General features: G+C 44.7%; 14 protein-coding genes, 2 tRNA genes, 3 pseudogenes and 1 other annotated feature. Of the genes and pseudogenes, 12 read left to right on the top strand and 7 right to left on the bottom strand.

All coding sequences use genetic code 11. The annotated features are described in order from the left end of the window. Window positions 1-3: 3 nt before the first annotated feature. Window positions 4-969 (bottom strand): YaaC family protein, encoded by a 966-nt coding sequence (locus tag JNUCC1_RS08105; RefSeq protein ID WP_156644899.1) that lies wholly within the window; start codon window positions 967-969, stop codon window positions 4-6. Between the two features lie 259 nt (window positions 970-1,228). On the opposite strand from JNUCC1_RS08105, the gene guaB reads away from it, so the two are divergent. From guaB to JNUCC1_RS08135, 6 genes and pseudogenes are all read left to right on the top strand, one after another. Then, window positions 1,229-2,698 (top strand): IMP dehydrogenase, encoded by a 1,470-nt coding sequence (gene guaB, locus JNUCC1_RS08110; RefSeq protein ID WP_156644900.1) that lies wholly within the window; start codon window positions 1,229-1,231, stop codon window positions 2,696-2,698. A gap of 699 nt (window positions 2,699-3,397) precedes the next feature. Next, the gene (locus JNUCC1_RS08115) at window positions 3,398-4,714 is read left to right on the top strand and encodes a serine hydrolase (protein ID WP_156645454.1); all 1,317 of its coding nucleotides are present in this window, start codon (window positions 3,398-3,400) and stop codon (window positions 4,712-4,714) included. 209 nt (window positions 4,715-4,923) lie between these two features. Further along, complete coding sequence (locus tag JNUCC1_RS08120; protein WP_156644901.1) at window positions 4,924-5,826, top strand: ABC transporter permease; 903 nt, start codon at window positions 4,924-4,926, stop codon at window positions 5,824-5,826. 15 nt (window positions 5,827-5,841) lie between these two features. After that, window positions 5,842-6,762 (top strand): ABC transporter permease, encoded by a 921-nt coding sequence (locus JNUCC1_RS08125; RefSeq protein WP_156644902.1) that lies wholly within the window; start codon window positions 5,842-5,844, stop codon window positions 6,760-6,762. Between the two features lie 33 nt (window positions 6,763-6,795). Further along, window positions 6,796-7,818, top strand: a complete 1,023-nt coding sequence (locus tag JNUCC1_RS08130) for an ABC transporter ATP-binding protein (RefSeq protein ID WP_156644903.1) — start codon at window positions 6,796-6,798, stop codon at window positions 7,816-7,818. Further along, window positions 7,790-8,835, top strand: a pseudogene (locus JNUCC1_RS08135) (ABC transporter ATP-binding protein). Before JNUCC1_RS08130 ends, JNUCC1_RS08135 begins: the two are co-directional and overlap by 29 nt. A gap of 125 nt (window positions 8,836-8,960) precedes the next feature. Here the strand turns inward: JNUCC1_RS08135 and JNUCC1_RS08140 are convergent. Both JNUCC1_RS08140 and JNUCC1_RS08145 read right to left on the bottom strand, forming a co-directional pair. Continuing rightward, window positions 8,961-9,125, bottom strand: a complete 165-nt coding sequence (locus JNUCC1_RS08140; RefSeq protein WP_156644904.1) for a hypothetical protein — start codon at window positions 9,123-9,125, stop codon at window positions 8,961-8,963. Window positions 9,126-9,241: 116 nt separating this feature from the next. After that, the gene (locus JNUCC1_RS08145; protein WP_156644905.1) at window positions 9,242-10,876 is read right to left on the bottom strand and encodes a glutathione ABC transporter substrate-binding protein; all 1,635 of its coding nucleotides are present in this window, start codon (window positions 10,874-10,876) and stop codon (window positions 9,242-9,244) included. Between the two features lie 193 nt (window positions 10,877-11,069). Continuing rightward, window positions 11,070-11,297, top strand: a binding site (T-box leader). 68 nt (window positions 11,298-11,365) lie between these two features. Between JNUCC1_RS08145 and serS the strand changes: the two genes are divergently transcribed. Together serS and JNUCC1_RS08155 are read left to right on the top strand one after the other, a co-directional pair. Then, window positions 11,366-12,640, top strand: coding sequence for a serine--tRNA ligase (serS, locus tag JNUCC1_RS08150; protein ID WP_156644906.1), 1,275 nt, complete (start codon window positions 11,366-11,368; stop codon window positions 12,638-12,640). Window positions 12,641-13,059: 419 nt separating this feature from the next. Continuing rightward, window positions 13,060-13,152: transfer RNA gene (locus JNUCC1_RS08155), tRNA-Ser, on the top strand. Window positions 13,153-13,231: 79 nt separating this feature from the next. Here JNUCC1_RS08155 and JNUCC1_RS08160 read toward each other — a convergent pair. Next, window positions 13,232-13,647: pseudogene (locus JNUCC1_RS08160) on the bottom strand (universal stress protein). A gap of 256 nt (window positions 13,648-13,903) precedes the next feature. Between JNUCC1_RS08160 and JNUCC1_RS08165 the strand changes: the two are divergent. Continuing rightward, a pseudogene (locus JNUCC1_RS08165) lies at window positions 13,904-15,381 on the top strand (SulP family inorganic anion transporter). 146 nt (window positions 15,382-15,527) lie between these two features. Then, entirely contained in the window at window positions 15,528-16,337 is an 810-nt protein-coding gene (proC, locus tag JNUCC1_RS08170; protein ID WP_156644907.1) for a pyrroline-5-carboxylate reductase, read from the top strand. 689 nt (window positions 16,338-17,026) lie between these two features. Here the strand turns inward: proC and JNUCC1_RS08175 are convergent. Both JNUCC1_RS08175 and JNUCC1_RS08180 read right to left on the bottom strand, forming a co-directional pair. Then, a complete protein-coding gene (locus tag JNUCC1_RS08175) occupies window positions 17,027-17,707 on the bottom strand; it encodes a deoxynucleoside kinase (protein WP_156644908.1) in 681 nt (226 codons plus the stop codon). A gap of 13 nt (window positions 17,708-17,720) precedes the next feature. Next, complete coding sequence (locus JNUCC1_RS08180) at window positions 17,721-18,362, bottom strand: deoxynucleoside kinase (protein ID WP_156644909.1); 642 nt, start codon at window positions 18,360-18,362, stop codon at window positions 17,721-17,723. A 129-nt stretch (window positions 18,363-18,491) separates the two neighbouring features. Here JNUCC1_RS08180 and JNUCC1_RS08185 point away from each other — a divergent pair. Beyond that, window positions 18,492-18,563, top strand: a tRNA-Arg gene (locus JNUCC1_RS08185). 51 nt (window positions 18,564-18,614) lie between these two features. Here JNUCC1_RS08185 and JNUCC1_RS08190 read toward each other — a convergent pair. Next, window positions 18,615-19,331, bottom strand: a complete 717-nt coding sequence (locus JNUCC1_RS08190) for a dihydropteridine reductase (RefSeq protein ID WP_156644910.1) — start codon at window positions 19,329-19,331, stop codon at window positions 18,615-18,617. A gap of 241 nt (window positions 19,332-19,572) precedes the next feature. Between JNUCC1_RS08190 and acsA the strand changes: the two genes are divergently transcribed. After that, complete coding sequence (gene acsA / locus JNUCC1_RS08195; RefSeq protein ID WP_156644911.1) at window positions 19,573-21,288, top strand: acetate--CoA ligase; 1,716 nt, start codon at window positions 19,573-19,575, stop codon at window positions 21,286-21,288. Window positions 21,289-21,380 lie beyond the last annotated feature (92 nt).

Genomic DNA, 21,380 nt, shown 5'->3' on the forward strand with positions numbered 1-21,380 from the left:
GGACTAACTCTCATCTGTCTTATACAAATTCTGCAAATACAAACCAAGTACATAAGGCATTTTATCAGCGGTTGTATCGAGAAACCTTTTTATAAAAGCGTCATCCATATCGGGTTTCAAACTCAGAACCTCCCCCCACCACCCTGGTTCATAGCGGGACAGCATGCTGAGGTTATAAAGAACCAGATAATGAATGACCACTTCTGGCATAGCCAAGGTATTTTGACGAGTTGTCGGGAAGAAGATTCCTCCGTCAGTCTGATTGATGAAAAAAGCGCCCGTTTCAGTGTTAAATGGCTGGAATAACTCCACCTGATAGGAACTGTCTATTTTCTCAAAGGTTTTGAGAAGGGGCAGTTCTGTTTTTATTTTGGCAAAGAAAGCGCGCTCTGTCAGATGATAGTCGTCAAGCAGTGTTTCGGGAAAATACAAGAACCTGTCCCCCATCTTCCCTACCTTTACTAATGTTTTTCGACCTTGCCATGCATAAAACGGACTCAGTTCCGGAATCATTTGTAACAGGTGGTTCATGCTGATTTTTGAAAAAGGCAGCGTGTCCATGTCGAAAAGGTGTTTACTCATATACGGCAATAGGCCTCTATGCTGCACTTTTACTTCATCCTCCAAAAAGCTATAATTTTTCTTTTTCCTTTTGCGTGCCGAGACGCCGTGCGCCAGATGTGCCGTAGATTCAGGGTAATCCGGGCGTTGAGCGAGAATACAGGCCTTGACTAAATGGACCATACCGTAAAAGTATAAGAGTGGCTTAATCCTGGCATCGGCTGCTTTCCCCTGTTTATAAAAAATTAAGCCATGTTCAAGATATGCCATAAAGACGGAAGCATTTTCGTAACTTTTCATCTCTGCGTCAGGCTCTGCCATACGTTTATAGCAGTGATGCAAGAATTCACGGCTCGATGCCTGGGACTGCAAATATGTAAGAAATGAAGGCACATGGTCGTAGTTCATTTTAAGACCCTCTTTTCATTAAAAATTTAGAATGTATTTTCTTTTTCAATGCAAATATTTGCTGTTGAAAAAGCTCATTTGATGGCGTATTCTAATGTACAATAGATATACAGTCACTCTGATTTCAGTCGCAACAACCACGGGAAATGGCGTGTTTTATTGCGCTGACATGCAGAGACTAATAGGTAAATCGATTAGAATTTAGTTTCACCCATATACACTGGTTAGTATTCATCAATAGATGGAGGAGGATTCATTTATGCGAGAGGATAAGTTTGCTAAAGAAGGACTGACGTTTGATGACGTTCTGCTTGTGCCGGATGAGTCGAATGTGCTTCCGAATGCAGTTGATGTCGGTACAGAACTGACTTCCAGAATTAAATTGCGCGCACCAATTATCAGTGCGGGCATGGACACGGTTACTGAGGCTGAAATGGCGATCGCGATGGCACGTCAAGGCGGTTTCGGTGTCATCCATAAAAATATGTCGATTGAAGAACAGGCTGAGAATGTCGACCGGGTAAAACGATCAGAAAGCGGTGTTATCACAAATCCATTCTTCCTGACCCCTGAACATCAGGTGTATGATGCTGAGCATCTTATGAGCAAGTTCAGAATTTCCGGGGTTCCAATTGTTAACAACATTGACGAACAGAAGCTTGTTGGCATTCTGACCAATCGGGATCTCAAGTTTATTGAAGATTATTCAATGGCCACTTCAGAAGTGATGACGAAAGAAAATCTGATCACAGCGCCTGTCGGAACAACATTGAAAGAAGCAGAGAAATTGCTTCAGCAGCATAAAATTGAGAAACTGCCCCTTGTTGATGACAACCAGATCTTAAAAGGTCTCATCACGATTAAGGACATTGAGAAAGTCATTGAATTCCCGAATGCCGCTAAAGATGAACAAGGACGTTTGATTGTCGCTGCGGCTGTCGGAGTCACAGGTGATGCATTTGCGCGGATCGAAAAGCTCGTAGAAGCCGGTGTCGATATCATCGTGATTGACACAGCTCATGGTCATTCTGCTGGTGTCATTGAGCAGGTAAAACGTGTTGCTGAACGCTGGCCTGAACTGGATATTATGGCAGGTAATGTCGCGACCGCTGAAGCTACAAAAGCGTTGATTCAAGCAGGCGCGACGATTGTCAAAGTCGGAATTGGTCCGGGTTCTATTTGTACAACCCGTGTAGTCGCCGGTGTTGGTGTTCCGCAAATTACAGCCGTATACGATTGTGCACGGGCTGCAGCAGAATATGATGTGCCTGTAATCGCTGATGGCGGCATAAAATATTCCGGTGATATCGTCAAAGCTCTCGCAGCAGGCGCACATGCTGTCATGCTCGGCAGCTTGTTGGCCGGTGTCGCGGAAAGCCCTGGCGACACTGAAATCTATCAAGGCCGTCAGTATAAAGTCTATCGCGGGATGGGCTCTGTCGGCGCTATGGAAGCCGGCTCTAAAGACAGGTACTTCCAAGATGCAAATGAAACGAAAAAGCTTGTTCCAGAAGGCATTGAAGGACGGACAGCCTACAAAGGCCCAGTCGCTGACACTGTTCACCAATTGCTTGGCGGCTTGCGTGCCGGCATGGGTTACTGCGGTACAGCCACCGTTGACGCATTGCGGAAAGACGCCCGTTTCATCCGCATCACCAACGCAGGCTTAAGAGAAAGCCATCCGCACGACGTTCAAATTACAAAAGAAGCACCAAACTATTCCATGTAAAACCCACCCCCCTCATACGAGAATCGTATGAGGGGGATTTTATATACAATCCAGGCTTCTGACACATCACAGTATCCGTAGACTGCGAACTAACTTATGACTGCCTCATGCAGCCGCTCGGGGGAAACACTGCGCTTTCCGCGGGCGCTGCTGAGCCTCCTCGGTCTGACGACCTCCGGGGTCTCACCGAGGCTTTGCATCCCACAGGAGTCTCCGTGTTTCCCCCGAGCTAGGTTAGAGAGAATAACTCTCTAACTCTTTTGTGATTAAAACCTTCCAAACCACTTAATACAATAGAGTGATTGGAGCGGAGGGAAGTCGACTCCTGCGGGAACAGCACGAGTCCGAAGACCCCACAGTGAGCGGTTTTTGCGAGCGAGGAGGCTGAGGCCGTGCCCGCGGAAAGCGACTTCACGGAGCGCAAATCACAGTTCTCTCATCTTGAGTATAAGTCAAGTTTTCATTCGTTCGGAGTTTGTGTCAATTATTCGTCAGTGGTCACGATTTAAAAAGCAATGTCTCCTTCTGGGAAGGGTTATATGGGCTCAGCTTAAATGGTATATATTTACCAATTATTGAAACTTGCTTTTACCATCTATGTTTCGTGAAATTGATATGGTAAAATAGACGAGATGGTTAAGGTTCTTCGAGCTGTCATAGAGAGGTATACTTAAGGTGGAGGTAGAGAAAGTGAAGAAGATGATTTTTTCATTGCGTATGATCGCAATGTTGGTGTTGGTGGGAAGTGTAATTTTGCAGCCAGCTGTTACAAAAGCGGCTGAGCAGGTAGATATACAATCACAAGCTGCCATATTGGTTGATGCAGAATCAGGAAAAGTCTTGTATGGCAAGCATCCCGATGACGCTCTCCCGGCTGCCAGTATGACAAAGATGATGACAGAATACCTCGTCTGGGAAGCTGTTGAAACAGAAGGAAACGGGATTAATTGGGACACAACAACCCAAATTAGCGATTACCCTTACAGTATTTCTGCCAACAGTAACTTTTCCGGAATAGGGCTAAGACAGAATGTGGATTACACCGTCCGCGACTTATATGATGCCATGGCGATTTATTCTGATAACGCGACAACGATTGCACTTGCTGAACTGATTGCCGGTTCAGAAGGTGAATTTGTTAGAATGATGAATGCCAAAGCAGAAGAGATGGGAATGGATAAGTATAAATTTGTCAATGCGACGGGATTAAATAACGCCCATCTTGGTGATCACTATCCAGAAGGCACCCAAGCAGATGACATGAATCTTATGTCTCCAATGTCGACAGCTTTGCTGGCCCATCGTCTCATCACAGACTATCCGGAAGCACTTGACGTATCCAGTGTGCCTGAAAAGAAATTTGACGGGCAGCTGATGATCAACTGGAACTGGATGCTTGACCATGATTCAGTCAACTTCAAACAATTTAACTATAAAGGGATCGATGGCCTCAAGACGGGCTTTACAGAACAAGCTGGGAATTGTTTTGCCGGGACAGCGCTTCGGGACGGAAGACGTCTCATTTCCGTTGTTATGAACGCTGATACGAAAGAACAGCGATTCGTTGATACGAAAGAACTGCTTGATTACGGCTATAACAATTTCAAGATGGAAGAAGTTATTGCTGCAGGCTACCAGCTGGAGGACCAGAAATCAGCCCCTGTGGCAAAAGGTAAGGAAGACACTGTGAAGATTGGCACTGGTGAGGATTTTATGCCCCTGCCCATCCAAAAAGGTGACAAAGAAAATTATACAGTCTCCTATCAATTTGATAAGAAACTATTAAATGACGACGGTGAGCTGACTGCTCCACTGAAAAAAGGTCAAGAGATTGGAACGGCTGAACTTGTTTATAATGGTGAAAGCCTCGGTAATGTGCTCCCTGAAAATGATACAATGACTGTTCCGCTTGTGGCACAGGAAACTGTTGAGAAGTCGAACTGGTTCATGCTTATGCTTGGCTCCATAGGTGACTTTTTCAGCGGTCTGTATTCGACAGTTAAAGGCTGGTTTTAGACAAAAAATATCAATTGTCCTGCTCATTCGGCAGGACAATTTCCTTTTTTTATAACAAATTTCCATAATTTTAAATCTCGCAATCCATTAAACCATTATTGCAATAAGCTTGCTTTAATTGTAATATGTATTCATATGGTTATAAAAGTATCCGTTCACATAAAGTATTCGGATTCTTTATATTATTTATAGTGGTAGGGGGGAACAACATGAACGAAGAACTTGCGGTACAGCAAGACAATCAACCTAAGAAAAAGAAAGATAGTCCTTTAAAACGTTCACTTAAAGATTTCTACAGGAAGTTGCGGAAGAATAAAAGTGCCCTTGTTGGCGGCTATCTGATTATTTTTCTGATTCTCGTCGCAATTTTTGGACCCTATTTAACAACTTTTGATCCAGATACAACGGATTACTCGGTTAAATTACAAGGTCCTTCCGCTGAACATTGGTTTGGAACGGATCATCACGGACGGGATATGTTTACCCGTATTATCCATGGACTGGGCATTACCATGAAAATTGGTGTGATTTCGACCTTTTTCGGGGGTTTGGCAGGTATATTAATTGGAATCGTTTCAGGCTATTACGGCCGCAAAGTTGACGCCATAATCATGCGTCTGATGGATATTTTGCTTGCTTTTCCTGGTATCCTGCTCGCTCTTGCCCTGATCAGTATTCTAGGGGCTTCTGAAGGAAACGTTATCATTGCTGTTTCCATCTTTGCGGTGCCGACTTTTGCCCGTATTGTAAGGGGATCCACTCTTGCAACAAGAAATCTGGAATATATAGATGCCATGCGAGCACTGGGTGCATCTGATATTCGCATTATTTTTAAACATATTTTGCCAAATATTTTATCACCAATTATTGTACAAGCCAGTTTATTTATTGCCAGTGCTATTTTGTCGGCAAGCGGACTATCCTTTCTCGGTATGGGGGTTCAGCCGCCAAACCCTGAACTGGGTGCACTGTTAAGTGACGGGCGCGACTTTATTTACAATGCAGGCCATATTGCATTGTATCCTGGTCTTGTCATTATGTTGCTTGTTCTGGCATTTAACGTATTTGGTGATGGTTTAAGAGATGCATTGGATCCAAAAATGAAAAACTAGGAAGAGGGTGCACATATGTTTCAATTTATCGTACGTCGACTGTTGCAGTTAATTCCCGTACTACTGGGGGTTACCATACTCGTATTCTCTTTGATGCACCTGACTCCGGGCAATCCCGCCCACATCATTGCTGGAGAAAGTGCACCTAAGGAGACCGTTCAACAAATTGAAGAGAGGCTTGGATTGAACGATCCAATCCCTGTACAATATTTCAGTTTCCTGAAAGACGCTGTAACGCTGGATTTTGGAAACTCCTGGCGTACAAGCCTACCGGTTACGACGGAGCTCTGGCCTAAATTCTGGGTTACATTTGAGCTGGCCGTTTACAGTACGGCATTTAGTATATTTATAGGATTGATCGCCGGAATAATTTCGGCAGTCAGACAGTATTCATTTTCAGATGTGGCGATCATGCTAGTCGCCTTATTCGGTCTTTCCATGCCGAACTTCTGGCTCGGACTCATGCTGATGCAATGGTTTGCCATTAATCTCGGCTGGGTACCGGCAACAGGCTGGGGGTCAGTCAGTCAAATTTTCCTCCCGGTTATTACACTCGGGACAATGGGAGCCGCTGTTATTGCCAGAATGACCCGTTCAAGTATGCTTGACGTGATTTCACAGGATTATATCCGTACAGCTCGTGCAAAAGGATTGCAGGAACGTCTGGTCATCTACCGCCACGCGTTAAAAAATGCGCTGATTCCGGTTGTGACGGTTGTTGGTCTGCAGTTTGGAAGCTTGCTGGCTGGTGCTGTTCTGACTGAGTCGGTCTTTGCTATTAATGGTATGGGTAAACTGATTATTGACCGCATACTGGCCCGAGACTTTCCGGTCGTGCAGGCGGCAGTTCTGGTCATTGCAGTTGTGTTCGTATTCGTAAACATGCTCGTTGATATTTCTTATAAATTCCTGAATAAACGAATTGATCTGGAGTAAGCCGATCCGGAAATTAGATAGAGGTGAGAGACTATGAATGAAGATATCATCTTGGACGTAAAAGGTTTAAAGACCTCATTCTTTGATGACGATGGCGAGATCAAAGCTGTTGACGGCGTGTCTTTTAAACTGCCAAAAGGTAAGACGCTCGGTATTGTCGGTGAGTCTGGATCCGGCAAGAGTATTACAGCACTGTCCATTTTGCAGCTGATCGACTCCAAAGGCAAAATTGTAGATGGGGAAATTAACTTTAAAGGAAATGATTTAACCAAATTAAATACAAAAGGCATTCAGCATATACGCGGTAATGAAATCTCAATGATCTTCCAGGAACCTATGACATCTCTGAATCCTGTTTATACGGTTGGACAGCAGATTCGGGAGACACTGAAGGTTCACGAAGGTCTTGGGAAAGAAAATGGCAACAAACGCGCAGTTGAATTGCTCAAGCTTGTCGGAATCCCTTCACCTGAAGCACGGATCAAACAGTATCCTCATGAGCTGTCCGGCGGTATGCGTCAGCGTGTCATGATTGCCATGGCACTTGCATGCAAACCGGATCTGCTGATTGCCGATGAGCCAACAACCGCCCTTGACGTGACAATCCAGGCCCAGATTCTTGAATTAATCAATGATCTGCAGAAAGACATGGGCATGTCAGTCATCATGATCACACACGATCTCGGCGTTGTAGCTGAAACATGTGACTATGTTGCTGTTATGTATGGCGGTAAAGTGGTCGAGTATCAAGACATCTATTCATTGTTTAAAAGCCCGAAGCACCCTTATACAGTGGGCTTGTTGAATTCCATTCCGCGTCATGATATTGACGTAGAAGATCTGGAACCGATCAAAGGCAGTGTTCCAAGTCCGAAAAACATGCCTAAAGGCTGCCACTTTGCACCACGTTGTCCATTTGCAACTGAACTGTGCAAAGAAGAAATGCCGTCGCTTGATAGTGTCGGCGGTGAAAGTAAAGTCCGCTGCTGGATTTACAACGAACGCTGGGATGGCGATCCGGAGGTGAATGTCCTTGACGAAAAAACAACTACTTAAAGTTGATCATCTAAAGCAATACTTTCCCATTAAAGGGGGATTCCTGGGCCGCACAGTCAATCACGTCAAAGCCGTGGATGATATCTCCTTTGAAATATTTGAGGGGGAGACACTAAGCGTTGTAGGCGAATCCGGGTGCGGTAAATCAACCACTGGAAGAGCGATTCTTCGCCTAGATGAGCCCACTTCCGGTGCAGTTGAATTTGACGGAGAAGATCTGTTGTCATTGAGTAAAGGTCAAATGCGCCAACGCCGTAAAGATCTGCAGGTTATTTTCCAGGATCCGTTTGCTTCACTAAACCCAAGACAAACGGTAGAAAAAATCCTGACTGAAGCCATGGCCATTCAGAATGTTATTCCTAAAAAGGAACGGCATGACAGAGCTGTAGAATTACTTGAAACAGTCGGATTGAATGCTGAGCAGTTGGATCGCTATCCCCATGAGTTCTCTGGGGGCAGAGACAGCGTATTGGAATCGCCCGTGCCCTTTCAGTCAATCCGAAACTGATTATATGCGATGAAGCTGTATCCGCACTTGATGTGTCAGTACAGGCTCAGGTATTGAATCTGTTGAAGAAGCTGCAACGACAGTTTAACTTGACCTTTTTGTTTATCGCACACGATCTTGGTGTGGTTCGCCACATCTCTGATCGCATTATCGTTATGTATCTTGGCAAAGTAGTGGAAATAGCGGATAAAAAATCTCTATTTGACAATCCACAGCACCCATATACGAAGGCTCTGCTGTCGGCAATCCCGGCACCGGATCCTGAACGGAAGAAAGACCGGATCATCCTGAAAGGCGACGTCCCTTCACCGATTGATCCGCCAAAAGGCTGCCGTTTCCATACACGGTGTCCATTTGCAACAGACATCTGTAAAACAGAAGAACCACAGCTGAGGAACCTGTCGATGATGAAAGAAGGCCACAAAGCTGCCTGTCATCACATCGAACGGATCTATGAAGGCAATCCGCCAAATGTCAGTGTGGAAGAAACAAAAAAGACGGTTAAATGATCAAGCCAATACTAAAAAAACGGTCTGTACTGTAAATACATGTACAGGCCGTTTTTTTACATATGTACCTTCCAAAACAAAAACGCCCTCTTCAAATGAAGAGAACGCAAAAAGTATCTGTTGCTCTATCTGTCTATGACATGCTGAATTAAATAACTGCCGAATTGCCATATGGAAATGGAAAATAAAATAAGTGCAAATAGTTTCAACCACTTTTTCTTGATTACAAATCCAACGACCAATAAAATCACGGCAATCGACGCAAGTATGATAACCCCTATTAGTGACATAATCCTTACCCCTGATTGTTTTTATTCTATTATATGACTAAGCTATAACAAAAGACAACCCAGGGCCATCATAGGCCCGTGGGTTGTTTTTAATATTAAAGCTTTGGAATTTAAACTTACTCCTCGATATACGCATCCTTCAACTGGTAAATACCTTGAGGATCGATGGTGAAATCTTTAACTGAGTCGTTCACACCGAGCAAGTACTCCTGGTGATGGATGTACAGCATAGGTGCGAGCTCAACAAGCATTTCCTGAGCCTCTGTATAGAGTGCCTGACGCTCTTGTGGGTCAGTTTCTTTACGGGCTTCATCGAGAATTTCGTCGATTTCATCGTTCTTCAGGAATGAGCGGTTTCCAGGGTCACCAACTGCTGATGAGTGGAACAATGGATACATGCCGTAGTCTGCGTCAGCAGTTACCGTTGACCAGCCAAGAATGAACATGTCATGCTCACCGTTAGCCGTTCTTTCAAGATATGCACCCCACTCAAGCTCTTCAATCTCTACGTCTATACCAATTTCTTTCAGCTGAGACTGAACGGCAATGGCCGTGTCAACACGCTGTTCGTTGTCGTTCGTCCAGATGGTTGTTTCAAATCCATCTTCATAGCCTGCCTCTGCAAGCAATTCTTTTGCTTGCTCGATGTTGTAATCGAGCCCTTCAACATCTTCATTATATCCGAATACCGGTGGTGCCAATGGACCGATGGCTGGAATACCAACGCCATTATATACACCCTCGATGATTTCGTCTTTATCAATGGCCATTGAAATGGCTTGACGGACTTTTACATCATCAAATGGTTCTTTCTGTACGTTAAATCCAACGTATGAAAGTGAAACACTTGGTTCTTGAACAACATGAACCCCTTCTGCCCCTTCAACCCGGGAAATATTGTTAGGTCCAATTGCATCCACGATGTGGGAAGAACCTGTTTCAAGTTCTGCAATACGTGAGCTTTGCTCTGATACCACTTTGAAAGTGATGGTATCTAATTTAGCTTCGTCGCCCCAATATTCGTCGAAGTTTTCCAGAACGATTTTATCGCCGGGAACCCATTCTTTTAGTTTGAATGGACCAGTTCCAGCAGGATTCTGGTTAATATAGGCGTCTGGGTCGCCGCCTTCTTCCATTTGTTCATAATCTTTTTCAATCGTGTCAGGACTCATGATCGCTGTACCGCTGTGAGCCAGGTTGGCCAGGAGCGGTGCGTAAGGGTATTGCAAATTAATACGGAAAGTATAATCATCTACTACTTCCCAGCTCTCCGCTGCTTCTAGTAAGAATGCACGCGGGGACGCAACTTCTTCATCAACGAGACGATCAAAGTTAACTTTGACTGCTTCTGCGTCCAATTCATTCCCATCATGGAATTTAACGCCTTCCTTAATGTGGAAGTCCCATGTGGTTTCGTCTACTTCTTCCCACTCAGCAAGACCTGGTTGTACTTCTTGATTTTCATCAAGTACCGTCAAGGTTTCATAAAGGTTTTCTCCTACGTTACTTGAAGGAACGTCGTTAGAACCTTGAGTGGATAAGGATACGGCGTCAGATCCCATGGCGATGACAATATCTCCGCTTCCGGAACCGCCTGAATCATTTGAATCCCCGTTGTCTTCAGCGGATCCATTATCGCCATTGTTGTTGGAGTTGGTATTTTCTGGTTCACCGTCTCCCGCACAAGCAGCGAGTACAAAGGCGAGTGCGAATAGTAGTGACACAAGCCAAAGCAGCTTTCTCGACTTCATAGTTTTAATACCCCCTATAATATGTTTGAATGATTGCCAAAAGGAGCAATCTAGTTACAAATATATAACAAAACGTATAAAATAGCAAGAATATTTTAATGGTTATGATCGTCAAAATCTACTTAATTCAAGCTTATCAAGGGTTATCGATTGCATAAATTTTTATTTTGTTCTATTATTGGGCATACTAATAGCAACAGCAAAGACAGGAAACAGTAGCAGTGGTTTTTTCTATAGAGAGCCAGCGGGTGGTGAAAGCTGGTGAAAAAACATTGCGAATCCATCCTTGAGCTGATCTGCAGAAGATGGGTGTTCCATTTGTAAGCAGATCCGGAGCGGCACCGTTAACGCCATGAGCCGGAAAAGACATAAGTCTTTTCAATAAGGGTGGCAACGCGGGTATACAACTCCCGTCCCTAATTTTATTTAGGGGCGGGAGTTTTTATATTTTTAGGTTTACGATTATTAATATGTTATGGAGGTATGAATATGCTGGATATGAAATATTTGCGGACACATTTTGAAGATGTGAAAGCCCGGTTGAATCATCGGGGGGAAGATTTGTCGGAACTGGAGCGGTTTGGGGAACTTGACGAACATCGTCGCAGTCTCATTGCACAGGTGGAACAATTGAAAGCCAAGCGCAATGAAGCATCTAAACAAATTCCAAAACTGAAAAAAGAAGGTGAAGATGCTGACCACATTATAAAGGAAATGCGTGAAGTTGGTGACCAGATTGCTGAATTTGATGACAAGCTGAAAACCATTGAGGACCAGCTTTCCCATATTATGCTGTCGATTCCAAACATCCCTCATGAAAGTGTTCCAGTAGGTGAAGATGAGGGCGATAATGTTGAAGTGCGCACATGGGGAGAGCAGCCTGAGTTCACCTATGAAGCACAGCCCCATTGGGATATCGCAACACAGCTTGGGATCCTTGATTTTGAACGTGCAGCAAAAGTAACCGGTAGCCGGTTTGTCTTTTATACCGGTCTCGGAGCTCGTCTGGAACGTGCACTCATGAGTTTTATGATGGATCTGCATGCAGATGAACACGGGTATCAAGAAATGCTGCCCCCGTACATTGTCAATCGTGATAGCCTGACTGGAACTGGCCAGCTGCCGAAGTTCGCTGAAGATGTGTTTAAGCTTGAAGACGATGATTTCTTCCTCATTCCCACGGCCGAAGTCCCTGTCACGAACTATCACCGGGATGAAATTTTGCAGGAAGACGATTTGCCCAAGAAATATGTCGCCTTCAGCGGCTGCTTCCGCTCTGAAGCAGGTTCTGCCGGACGTGACACCCGCGGGCTTATTCGTCAGCATCAGTTTAACAAAGTCGAACTCGTTCACTTTGCCAAGCCTGAAGAATCTTATGAAGCATTGGAAACACTGACTCAAAATGCCGAACGGGTTCTCCAGTTATTGAAACTGCCTTACCGGGTCATGAGCATGTGTACAGGTGACCTTGGCTTTACAGCTGCGAAAAAGTACGACATTGAAGTATGGATACCCGCCCAGAATCAATATCGGGAGATTTCTTCTTGCTCAAACTTTGAAGACTTCCAGGCGCGCCGGGCAGGTGTCCGCTTCCGCCGCGGACCAAAAGGCAAACCTGAATACGTGCATACCTTAAACGGCTCAGGCCTTGCAATCGGAAGAACCGTTGCTGCTATTCTGGAAAATTACCAGCAGGAAGACGGCAGCGTTCTCGTACCAGAAGTCCTACAGCCCTACATGGGCGGCAAGACAGTTATTAAATAAAAAAAGGCTGGAAGCAGTTGCTTCCAGCCTTTTTTTAAGTGCGCGCATATTCACCCGTGAATGTGCAAATCCAGGAACGAATGTGCATATCTGCCCGTGAATGTGCAAATCCAGGAACGAATGTGCATATCTGCCCGTGAATGTGCAAATCCGGAAACGAATGTGCATATCTGCCCGTGAATGTGCAAATCCGGGAACGAATGTGCATATATGCTCGTGAATGTGCAAATCCAGAAACGAATGTGCATATATGCTCATGAATGTGCAAATCTAAGAACGAGCGCGCATATCTGCCCCACAATCGCACATAACGAGCTAGTGAGCAGAACATCAAACACTAAAGAAATCCTTAATCCGAAAAATTTTCCCCAATGCGTTGACAAGTCCTTTAAAATGTTGTATATTATTAAACGTTGCACGGAGGTATACCCAAGTCTGGCTGAAGGGATCGGTCTTGAAAACCGACAGGCGGGTCAAACCGCGCGGGGGTTCGAATCCCTCTACCTCCTCCATTTAAATACTAAAATAAATCACCACCACTGATATGTCAGTGGTGGTTTAATATTGCCGCTGCCGCATCGTGCAGCGTACCTACTTTACAATTAAAACTGGGCAGTCGACGCGTTTGGCAACTTTGTGGCTGACGCTGCCAAGAACCATTTCCTGAAGGGTGTTGAGCCCTCTGCTGCCAATGATGACGACATCGTATTCATTTTTATTGGCATGTTTAACGATCGTTGGTCCAGGTTCACCGTGCAGAAAAGTAAGGTCATACGTCACATCGTATTCCTGTGCTTTTTGTTCAAAAACAGCCATACGCTGTTTTCTCAACACGGACCTGTCTTCCCCCAATGATGAATCACATCTTCTTTGGCGTGTTTTGTGTCCACGACGTAGATGATGTCCACTACCGCTTCTTCTTCATTTTTAGCTAATGCAAATGCATGGTCAGCCGCGCGTAAGGCGTGATCTGAGCCATCAGATGCCAACAAAATTTTCTTATACATGAGTGGCCCCTGTAACAATTATTCAACTCGCTAATTTATAATGCCGATGAATGCTTTTTTCACATTATAACATGAAGCAATGAAATAAAGAATGGCAGAGATAAATGGTGATAGAACTGCATGTGCACGTTTTCATGCGAATTTCACAAATTATGACTCTCCATGTATAATCTGATAGGTATGTATCAATATCCAAAATGGTTGCTGCACAGACAGAAACCTTCAATATAAAAGACTAATAGAAAGAGGATGAGATGTGAACAAACAATTATTAAAGCAAGAATGGTTTGGAAATATTCGAGGAGATGTCCTGGCAGGTATTGTCGTAGCGCTGGCTTTGATTCCAGAAGCCATTGCATTTTCTGTTATTGCCGGCGTTGATCCGATGGTCGGGCTTTATGCATCGTTTTGTATCGCTGTTGTCATCGCATTTGTGGGCGGGCGTCCAGGGATGATCTCAGCGGCCACTGGTGCCACTGCCCTTCTAATGGTCACGCTTGTGGCAGAACACGGATTGCAGTACTTGCTCGCAGCAACGATTCTGACCGGGATACTCCAGATCATAATGGGAGCATTGAAACTCGGCAAATTAATGAAGTTTGTCCCCAAATCGGTTATGGTCGGCTTTGTGAACGCCTTGGCGATCCTCATTTTCATGTCCCAGCTGACTCATTTCAAAGGTGAATCTTGGGGCATGTATGCGATGGTGGCTGGGGCTCTCGCAATCATTTATATTTTACCGCGGATCACTAAAGCTGTGCCATCTCCCCTTGTGGCCATTATCGTCATAACGGTTATTGCAATTACCACAGGCAGCGGAGTCCGCACAGTTGGCAACATGGGTGAACTAACCCAGGCCCTGCCGATTTTTATGATTCCGGATATTCCTTTGACATTTGAAACACTGCAGATTATTTTCCCATATTCACTATCAATCGCCATTGTCGGGCTTGTAGAATCCCTTTTGACAGCAACGATTGTGGATGATATGACAGACACTTCAAGTGATAAGAATAAAGAAGCCCGCGGGCAAGGCATCGCCAATATTGTCTCAGGTATGTTCGGCGGAATGGCTGGATGTGCCATGATCGGCCAATCGGTCATTAACGTTAAATCCGGGGGCGCGGTCGTTTGTCAGCACTTGTTGCAGGGACCTTTCTGATGACCCTGATCTTGCTCCTGAAGGACTTTGTCGTCCAAATTCCAATGGCTGCGCTTGTCGGTGTGATGATCATGGTATCGATCGGGACATTTGAATGGTCAACATTAAAAACGCTGCACAAAACACCAATTACAGATACAACGGTGATGGTTGCTACCGTGGGTACCGTCCTTCTTACCAACGATCTTTCAAAAGGGGTTTTGGTCGGTGTCGTGTTAAGCGCGATTTTCTTTGCGGCTAAAATTTCCAAAATCAAAGTGACCAGAATTGCCTCAGACGATTCTTCAAAAGTGGTGTATCAAGTAGCAGGCCAGTTGTTTTTTGCCTCAACAACCGAATTTACTGAGAGTTTTTCATACCAGGAAGATATTCAATCGGTAAAAATTGATCTGACTCATGCGCATTTGTGGGATGATTCGGCAGTCGGTGCCATTGATAAGGTTATCATGAAATATGAACAAAATGGTATTCAAGTCGAGATCAATGGTCTGAACCAGGAAAGCGATCAGCTGCTGAAAAAACTGGCTGTTCATCATACCGATAGCAAGTTTGAGGAAGCTGTAAACTCTTAAGCACAAACACATGCCGATGATGCATTATTGCAAATAAATCTTGACAAAAGGTCTGCCGAACTCTATAGTACTTACAAATAGGCTATTGTCATGCACGACCGTTCTGCTTTTCTAAGGGTAGAACGGTTTTTCTATAGGGGGATAAGATGGTGGGAAAGATATGCTTTGTCGGTGCCGGTTCTATGAGTGAGGCGATCATAGCTGGATTGGTGCAAGCAGATGCGTTACAGACTGAACAAATATATGTGACCAACAAAGATAATCAGGTACGGCTTGCCAAGCTTAAGAAAAAATTTGGTGTAACGTGTACAATGGATAAGCAGACGGCTCTGGATGATGCTGAACTTGTCCTATTGGCAACTAAGCCACATGATGCAGATGCAGCCATTACTTCAATCAAACCTTTCCTCACGCCGCGGCAACTCGTCATCTCTGTTGTGGCGGGGCTCTCCACATCCTATTTGGAAGAAAGATTCCATACAGACATACCGGTTATTCGAGCGATGCCGAATACTTCAGCCGCAGCGTTGGAATCTGCTACAGCCATATGCGCCGGACGTTTTGCCACAGAAAACGACGTCAAAACGGCAGAAGAGCTGTTTCAATTCATTGGTACTTCTACACGTGTTGCTGAACAAGACATGCACATCATCACAGCCATATCCGGAAGCGGTCCTGCTTATATTTATTTCTTGATTGAAGCCATGCAGCAAGCCGCAACAGAAGCAGGATTGGACCCAGATGTAGCCCAGGCTCTCCTCACTCAGACCGTTGTCGGCGCTGGCGCTATGCTCGACTCGACCACTCACGAACCTGCTCAGTTGCGTAAAAACATTACAAGTCCGGGAGGCACCACAGAAGCAGGCATAGACACATTGAAAAATCACAACTTTGAACACATCATTCAATCATGTGTAGACAGCGCTCGCAAACGCTCAGAAACACTCGGCCAATAACCAAAAAAAGTCTGAAGAAACGTCACCCAAACGTTCCTCAGACTTTTTTTAAAAGTATTTTGCTTTCAATCTATAACCCTAACGAACAATTGACACAAAATGCGAACCAGTGAAAACTTGAAATGACTACTTCTGGCAACTAACCATCACAATGAGAGTATCGTGATTTGCGCTGCGGGAAGTCGCTTTAACTTTATCACAGCTCAAGTGCGACATCTGTTCAAGAAAACCACTTAAACAGTGTCTTCTATCCGCGGGCACGGCCTTAGCCTCCTTGCCCCGGCAAGGGGTATGTCGACGTTGTCCGCAAAGGACGGTTTTAGTCGACCTTCCTTAACGTAACGCTGTGGGGTCTTCGGACTCGTGCTGTTCCCGCAGGAGTCGACTTCCCTCCGCTCCAATCACTTTATGTTTTTCAGTGGCTTGGACGCCTTCTGCTTAAGAAGGCCAGCAGAAAGGTAAACGCCACTCAAGTAGCTCGGGGAAAACACGGAGACTCCCGTGGGAGCAAAAGCCTAGATGAGACCCCGGAGCGCGCAGCGCGAGGAGGCTCATCAGCGCCCACTGGACGCGGAGTGTTTTCCCCGAGCGGTTGCCAGTAGCAGTCATAAAATCGCCTAGTTAGTTCGCACTCTACTTAAATTGCGTCTCAATTATTAGCAGGCATTCACACGAAAATATTTTTCCCCTTATATCTGCCCTGCTTTCCACTTCCGGGATTGCTGGATAAAGTGGCCGATTTTTTCAAGGATGGGTTCAACAGATCCGGTTTCTTGCACGACGTCGTAATCGGCAATGTTCAAGCGCATGATTGGGCAGGCGTTGAAGTTATTAATCCAGTCTTCATACCGCTTATACATTTCTTCCCAATAGGAAATTGGCGTGTTTTTTTCCATTTCACGGCCCCTGAGATTAATCCGTTCCATCACCTGGTCAAACGAACCTTCAAGATAAATAAGCAAATCAGGATGCGGGAAATATGGTGTCATGACCATGGCCTCAAATAAATTCCGGTAGGTGTCATAATCAGTCGGCGACATGGTGCCATTGTCGTAGTGCATCTTGGCAAAAATGCCTGTATCTTCATAAATGGAACGGTCCTGAATGAACCCGCCGCCATACTCAAAAATCTTCTTCTGCTCTTTAAAACGTTCTGCTAAAAAATAAATCTGCAAATGAAAACTCCAACGCTCAAAGTCGTCATAGAATTTTTCCAAGTAAGGGTTTGTATCGACTTTTTCAAGAGATGTTTTAAAGTCCAGCGCCGTTGCGAGGGCGTTGGTCATGGTGGACTTCCCGATGCCAACCGTGCCTGCAATGGTGATAATGCTGTCGTGTGGAATGTTGTAAGTGTTTCTTAAAATACTCATATATGTACCTCGCTTATACGTTCGATGTATGATGATTTAAATAGCCGGCGACTTCATCAATAATGGTCTCCAGATCATCCTGTTTTTTTACAAAGTCCAGCTCGTCCCCATTAATCCGGATCACTGGAATATCCGGGTGCAGCTGTTCAAATGATTCCATATAACTCTCATAATCCTTTGCCAGTTGATCCAGATATGACGGCTTAATGTTCTGCTCAATATCGCGTCCTCGTCTGTGAATGCGCTCAAGCAGTGTATCAAGCCCGGCATGGATATAAATCAACATGTTCGGCAGCGGCATGTCTTTTGTTAAAATGTGATAGATCTGCTCATATTTCTCAAATTGAGTGGCATGTAACGTCCGCTGGGCAAAGATCATGTTTTTCGATATATGGTAATCGGCTATGACAGGTTTCTCACGTGCTAAATACTTCTTCTCTATATCTTCAAGCTGTTTGTACCGATTGCACAAAAAGAACATCTCGGTCTGAAAGCTCCATTCATCAATGTCATCATAAAACTTCCCTAGAAAAGGGTTCTCCTCGACGATCTCCTTCAATAAACGGAAATCGAAATGGGTGGCTAATTTTTTGGCGAGCGACGTTTTCCCCACTCCAATCGGTCCTTCAATGGCAATAAAAGGCACGCCTTGCATAGTCATTCCTCCCAACAACGTTCGACAATATTTTTATTTTACCATAGAACATACCTGGCTTCCATGTGGAAAAAACTTTTCCTTTTCATTGATCCACTCTTTTTGTATAATAGTAATGCTTGAATTTTTGCCCCCGTAGCTCAGGGGATAGAGCAATGGCCTCCTAAGCCGTGTGCGCAGGTTCGATTCCTGCCGGGGGCGTAAAAAAAGATCGCAGCGGAACACGAGTTTGTTCAGCTGCGGTCTTTTCGGTTACACGGACATATCATCTGATAAAAACTCCGGCAGTTGAGACGCATGTTTGTCCAGTATGATTTGTTCGGATTTAATACCAGCAAGTTGTAGCACTTTAATGTTCTGTAAGAGGAATTCATCACTTCCGACAATGTAAAATAGTCCTTCTTTATCTGTGGCAAGGTGTTTCAATTTATTGTAGTACCCGTGGCGGTCAGTTACGAACCGGGTTGTAAAATTTTTATCAGGTGCAGATTGAAAGATATCAGAGAATAAGAATTCCCTGGAAGAATCGATGTTTAAAGAGTAAATGTGTTTAATGTCAGCAGTCTGATTGAGATATTTTAGCACAAGTGGTCTAAAAGTTGCTAAACCAACTCCTGAAGAAAGGAGATAAACATTTTTATTCCCCCTCTTGAGCGGTACATTCGAATGTGTCTTAAATATGGCAATATCGTCTCCTACTTCAAGGTCTTTTAATATTGTTTTAAACTCAGAACACTGATCTTTAAGTCGTGTGGTTATACCAATGGATCGTTCATAGGGAAGTGTAGATATGGACATATGACGGATCAGTTTGCGGTTTGGTCGATCACCTGCATTAAAACCAACCAATGCAAAATGGGTGTGGGCTCCTTCTTCCCATTTGAAACCCTCCGGACAGTCGAGCATGTAAGTTCTTACTTGAGAAGCTTCTTGAACAATTTTATTTATTTTAGTCCAATATATGTGCATAAGAATTCCCCTATCTTAAGTTATTGTTGAATAGACATAACTTACCATAAATGATAATGGTTATCAATTAAAACTTTGCGCTTTTGCTATTCAAAGAGAATCATTTCAACCATTTAAGTGTTTCACTTTAAAATTGTCACAAAATGTTCTAAAATGGGCTATATCGTAAAAAGATATTAGAGTGGTTGCATTTTTCCACTAAATGTAACCGATTGCAAACAAATGGGAGAGGTGATTTTGGATGGATATGCAGCGCATACCCGCACAGCAAGGAAATTATAATCTACAGGACTATGAAAAAACGCGCGAAACGTTTTCATGGGATGATGTACACAAGTACTTCAGCTGGAATGAAACTGGGAAGGTCAATATGGCCCATGAGGCGATTGACCGCCATGCTGCGGATCCGGCCAAGAAGGATAAAGTGGCTCTGTATTATTCAGCACCAGACCGCGAAGAAGCTGTTACGTTCGCTGAGATGCGTGATCGAAGCAACCAGTTCGCCAATGTCCTAAAAAAATATCAGGTTGTAAAAGGCGACAGGGTCTTCTTATTCCTGCCAAGGAGTCCGGAATTTTACGCTACATTCTTCGGGATTTTAAAAACAGGTGCAATCGCAGGCCCTTTATTTGAAGCATTTATGGAGCAAGCCGTTCGTGACAGACTGGAAAACAGTGAAGCGAAGATGCTTGTGACGACACCTGAATTACTTGAACGCGTACCGGTTGATGAACTGCCGGCACTTGAAAAAGTCGTGCTCGTTGGTGAACATGACCAAACATCTGAGCAATATATCGATTATCAGGCAGAAATGGCTAAGGCCTCAACTAAATTTGACGTTGAATGGGTTGACCTGGAGGACGGCATGTTGCTGCATTACACGTCAGGTTCAACCGGTAAACCTAAAGGTATCCTTCACGTGCACAATGCCATGGTTCAACATTACATCACAGCCTACTGGACCCTGGATCTAAGGGAAGACGATATTTATTGGTGCACAGCGGACCCGGGTTGGGTTACTGGCACGAGCTACGGGATATTCGGTCCATGGCTGCACGGGGTGACCAACGTCGTGCGCGGTGGCCGTTTTTCACCGGACGCATGGTATGGCACGATTGAAAAATATAACGTCTCTGTTTGGTATACAGCACCGACGGCACTGCGCAAACTTGTCAGTGCTGGCGAAGAAGCGGTTAAACAACATGACCTCTCTTCCCTTCGTCATCTGCTCAGTGTCGGCGAACCGCTCAATCCAGAAGTCATCACTTGGGGCATGGATGTGCTGAACCTTCGTATTCATGACACATGGTGGATGACAGAAACAGGCGGACATATGATTGTGAATCTGCCATCACAGGAAATTCGCCCAGGTTCAATGGGTAAACCTGTTCCTGGCATTGTCGCGTCAATTGTTGACCATGAAGGCAACGAAATTCCACCAAATCAAATGGGTAATCTGGCCATCAAAGAAGGCTGGCCAGCGATGATGCGAGCAGTCTGGAATAACCCCGGAAAATTTGAAAGTTACTTTGTCAACGGCTGGTATGTCTCCGGTGACAGTGCATACCGTGACGAAGATGGCTATTTCTGGTTCCAGGGCCGCCTGGATGACGTGATCAACACATCCGGTGAGCGGGTCGGACCGTTTGAAGTGGAAAGCAAACTGCTCGAACACGAAGCTGTCGCTGAAGCGGGTGTCATCGGTAAACCCGATCCCGAACGTGGGGAGATCATCAAGGCATTTGTGACATTGAATGAAGGTTATACAGAGTCTGATGAACTGCTCGAGGAGATTCGTCAATTCGTTAAAACCGGTCTCAGTGCCCATGCAGCACCACGTGAATTAACCATTGTTGATTCCATTCCAAAAACACGCAGCGGTAAAATCATGCGCCGTCTGCTGAAATCATGGGAGCTTGGCCTGCCAACAGGCGACACGTCAACATTAGAAGAATAAGTTACCATCAAAGGGGAGCATACACTGCTCCTCTTTTTATATGAATTTCACCATATACATAAAAAGGTCCAGGGTTTTTATCCCTGGACCTG

The sequence above is a fragment of the Lentibacillus sp. JNUCC-1 genome (genome assembly GCF_009741735.1).
Lineage (GTDB): Bacteria > Bacillota > Bacilli > Bacillales > Amphibacillaceae > Lentibacillus_B.

Coding starts and splice junctions, on each gene's coding strand:
- JNUCC1_RS08105 (WP_156644899.1), bottom strand. CDS start 969: ATGAACTACGACCATGTGCCTTCATTTCTTACATATTTGCAGTCCCAG.
- guaB (WP_156644900.1), top strand. CDS start 1,229: ATGCGAGAGGATAAGTTTGCTAAAGAAGGACTGACGTTTGATGACGTT.
- JNUCC1_RS08115 (WP_156645454.1), top strand. CDS start 3,398: ATGATTTTTTCATTGCGTATGATCGCAATGTTGGTGTTGGTGGGAAGT.
- JNUCC1_RS08120 (WP_156644901.1), top strand. CDS start 4,924: ATGAACGAAGAACTTGCGGTACAGCAAGACAATCAACCTAAGAAAAAG.
- JNUCC1_RS08125 (WP_156644902.1), top strand. CDS start 5,842: ATGTTTCAATTTATCGTACGTCGACTGTTGCAGTTAATTCCCGTACTA.
- JNUCC1_RS08130 (WP_156644903.1), top strand. CDS start 6,796: ATGAATGAAGATATCATCTTGGACGTAAAAGGTTTAAAGACCTCATTC.
- JNUCC1_RS08140 (WP_156644904.1), bottom strand. CDS start 9,125: ATGTCACTAATAGGGGTTATCATACTTGCGTCGATTGCCGTGATTTTA.
- JNUCC1_RS08145 (WP_156644905.1), bottom strand. CDS start 10,876: ATGAAGTCGAGAAAGCTGCTTTGGCTTGTGTCACTACTATTCGCACTC.
- serS (WP_156644906.1), top strand. CDS start 11,366: ATGCTGGATATGAAATATTTGCGGACACATTTTGAAGATGTGAAAGCC.
- proC (WP_156644907.1), top strand. CDS start 15,528: ATGGTGGGAAAGATATGCTTTGTCGGTGCCGGTTCTATGAGTGAGGCG.
- JNUCC1_RS08175 (WP_156644908.1), bottom strand. CDS start 17,707: ATGAGTATTTTAAGAAACACTTACAACATTCCACACGACAGCATTATC.
- JNUCC1_RS08180 (WP_156644909.1), bottom strand. CDS start 18,362: ATGCAAGGCGTGCCTTTTATTGCCATTGAAGGACCGATTGGAGTGGGG.
- JNUCC1_RS08190 (WP_156644910.1), bottom strand. CDS start 19,331: ATGCACATATATTGGACTAAAATAAATAAAATTGTTCAAGAAGCTTCT.
- acsA (WP_156644911.1), top strand. CDS start 19,573: ATGGATATGCAGCGCATACCCGCACAGCAAGGAAATTATAATCTACAG.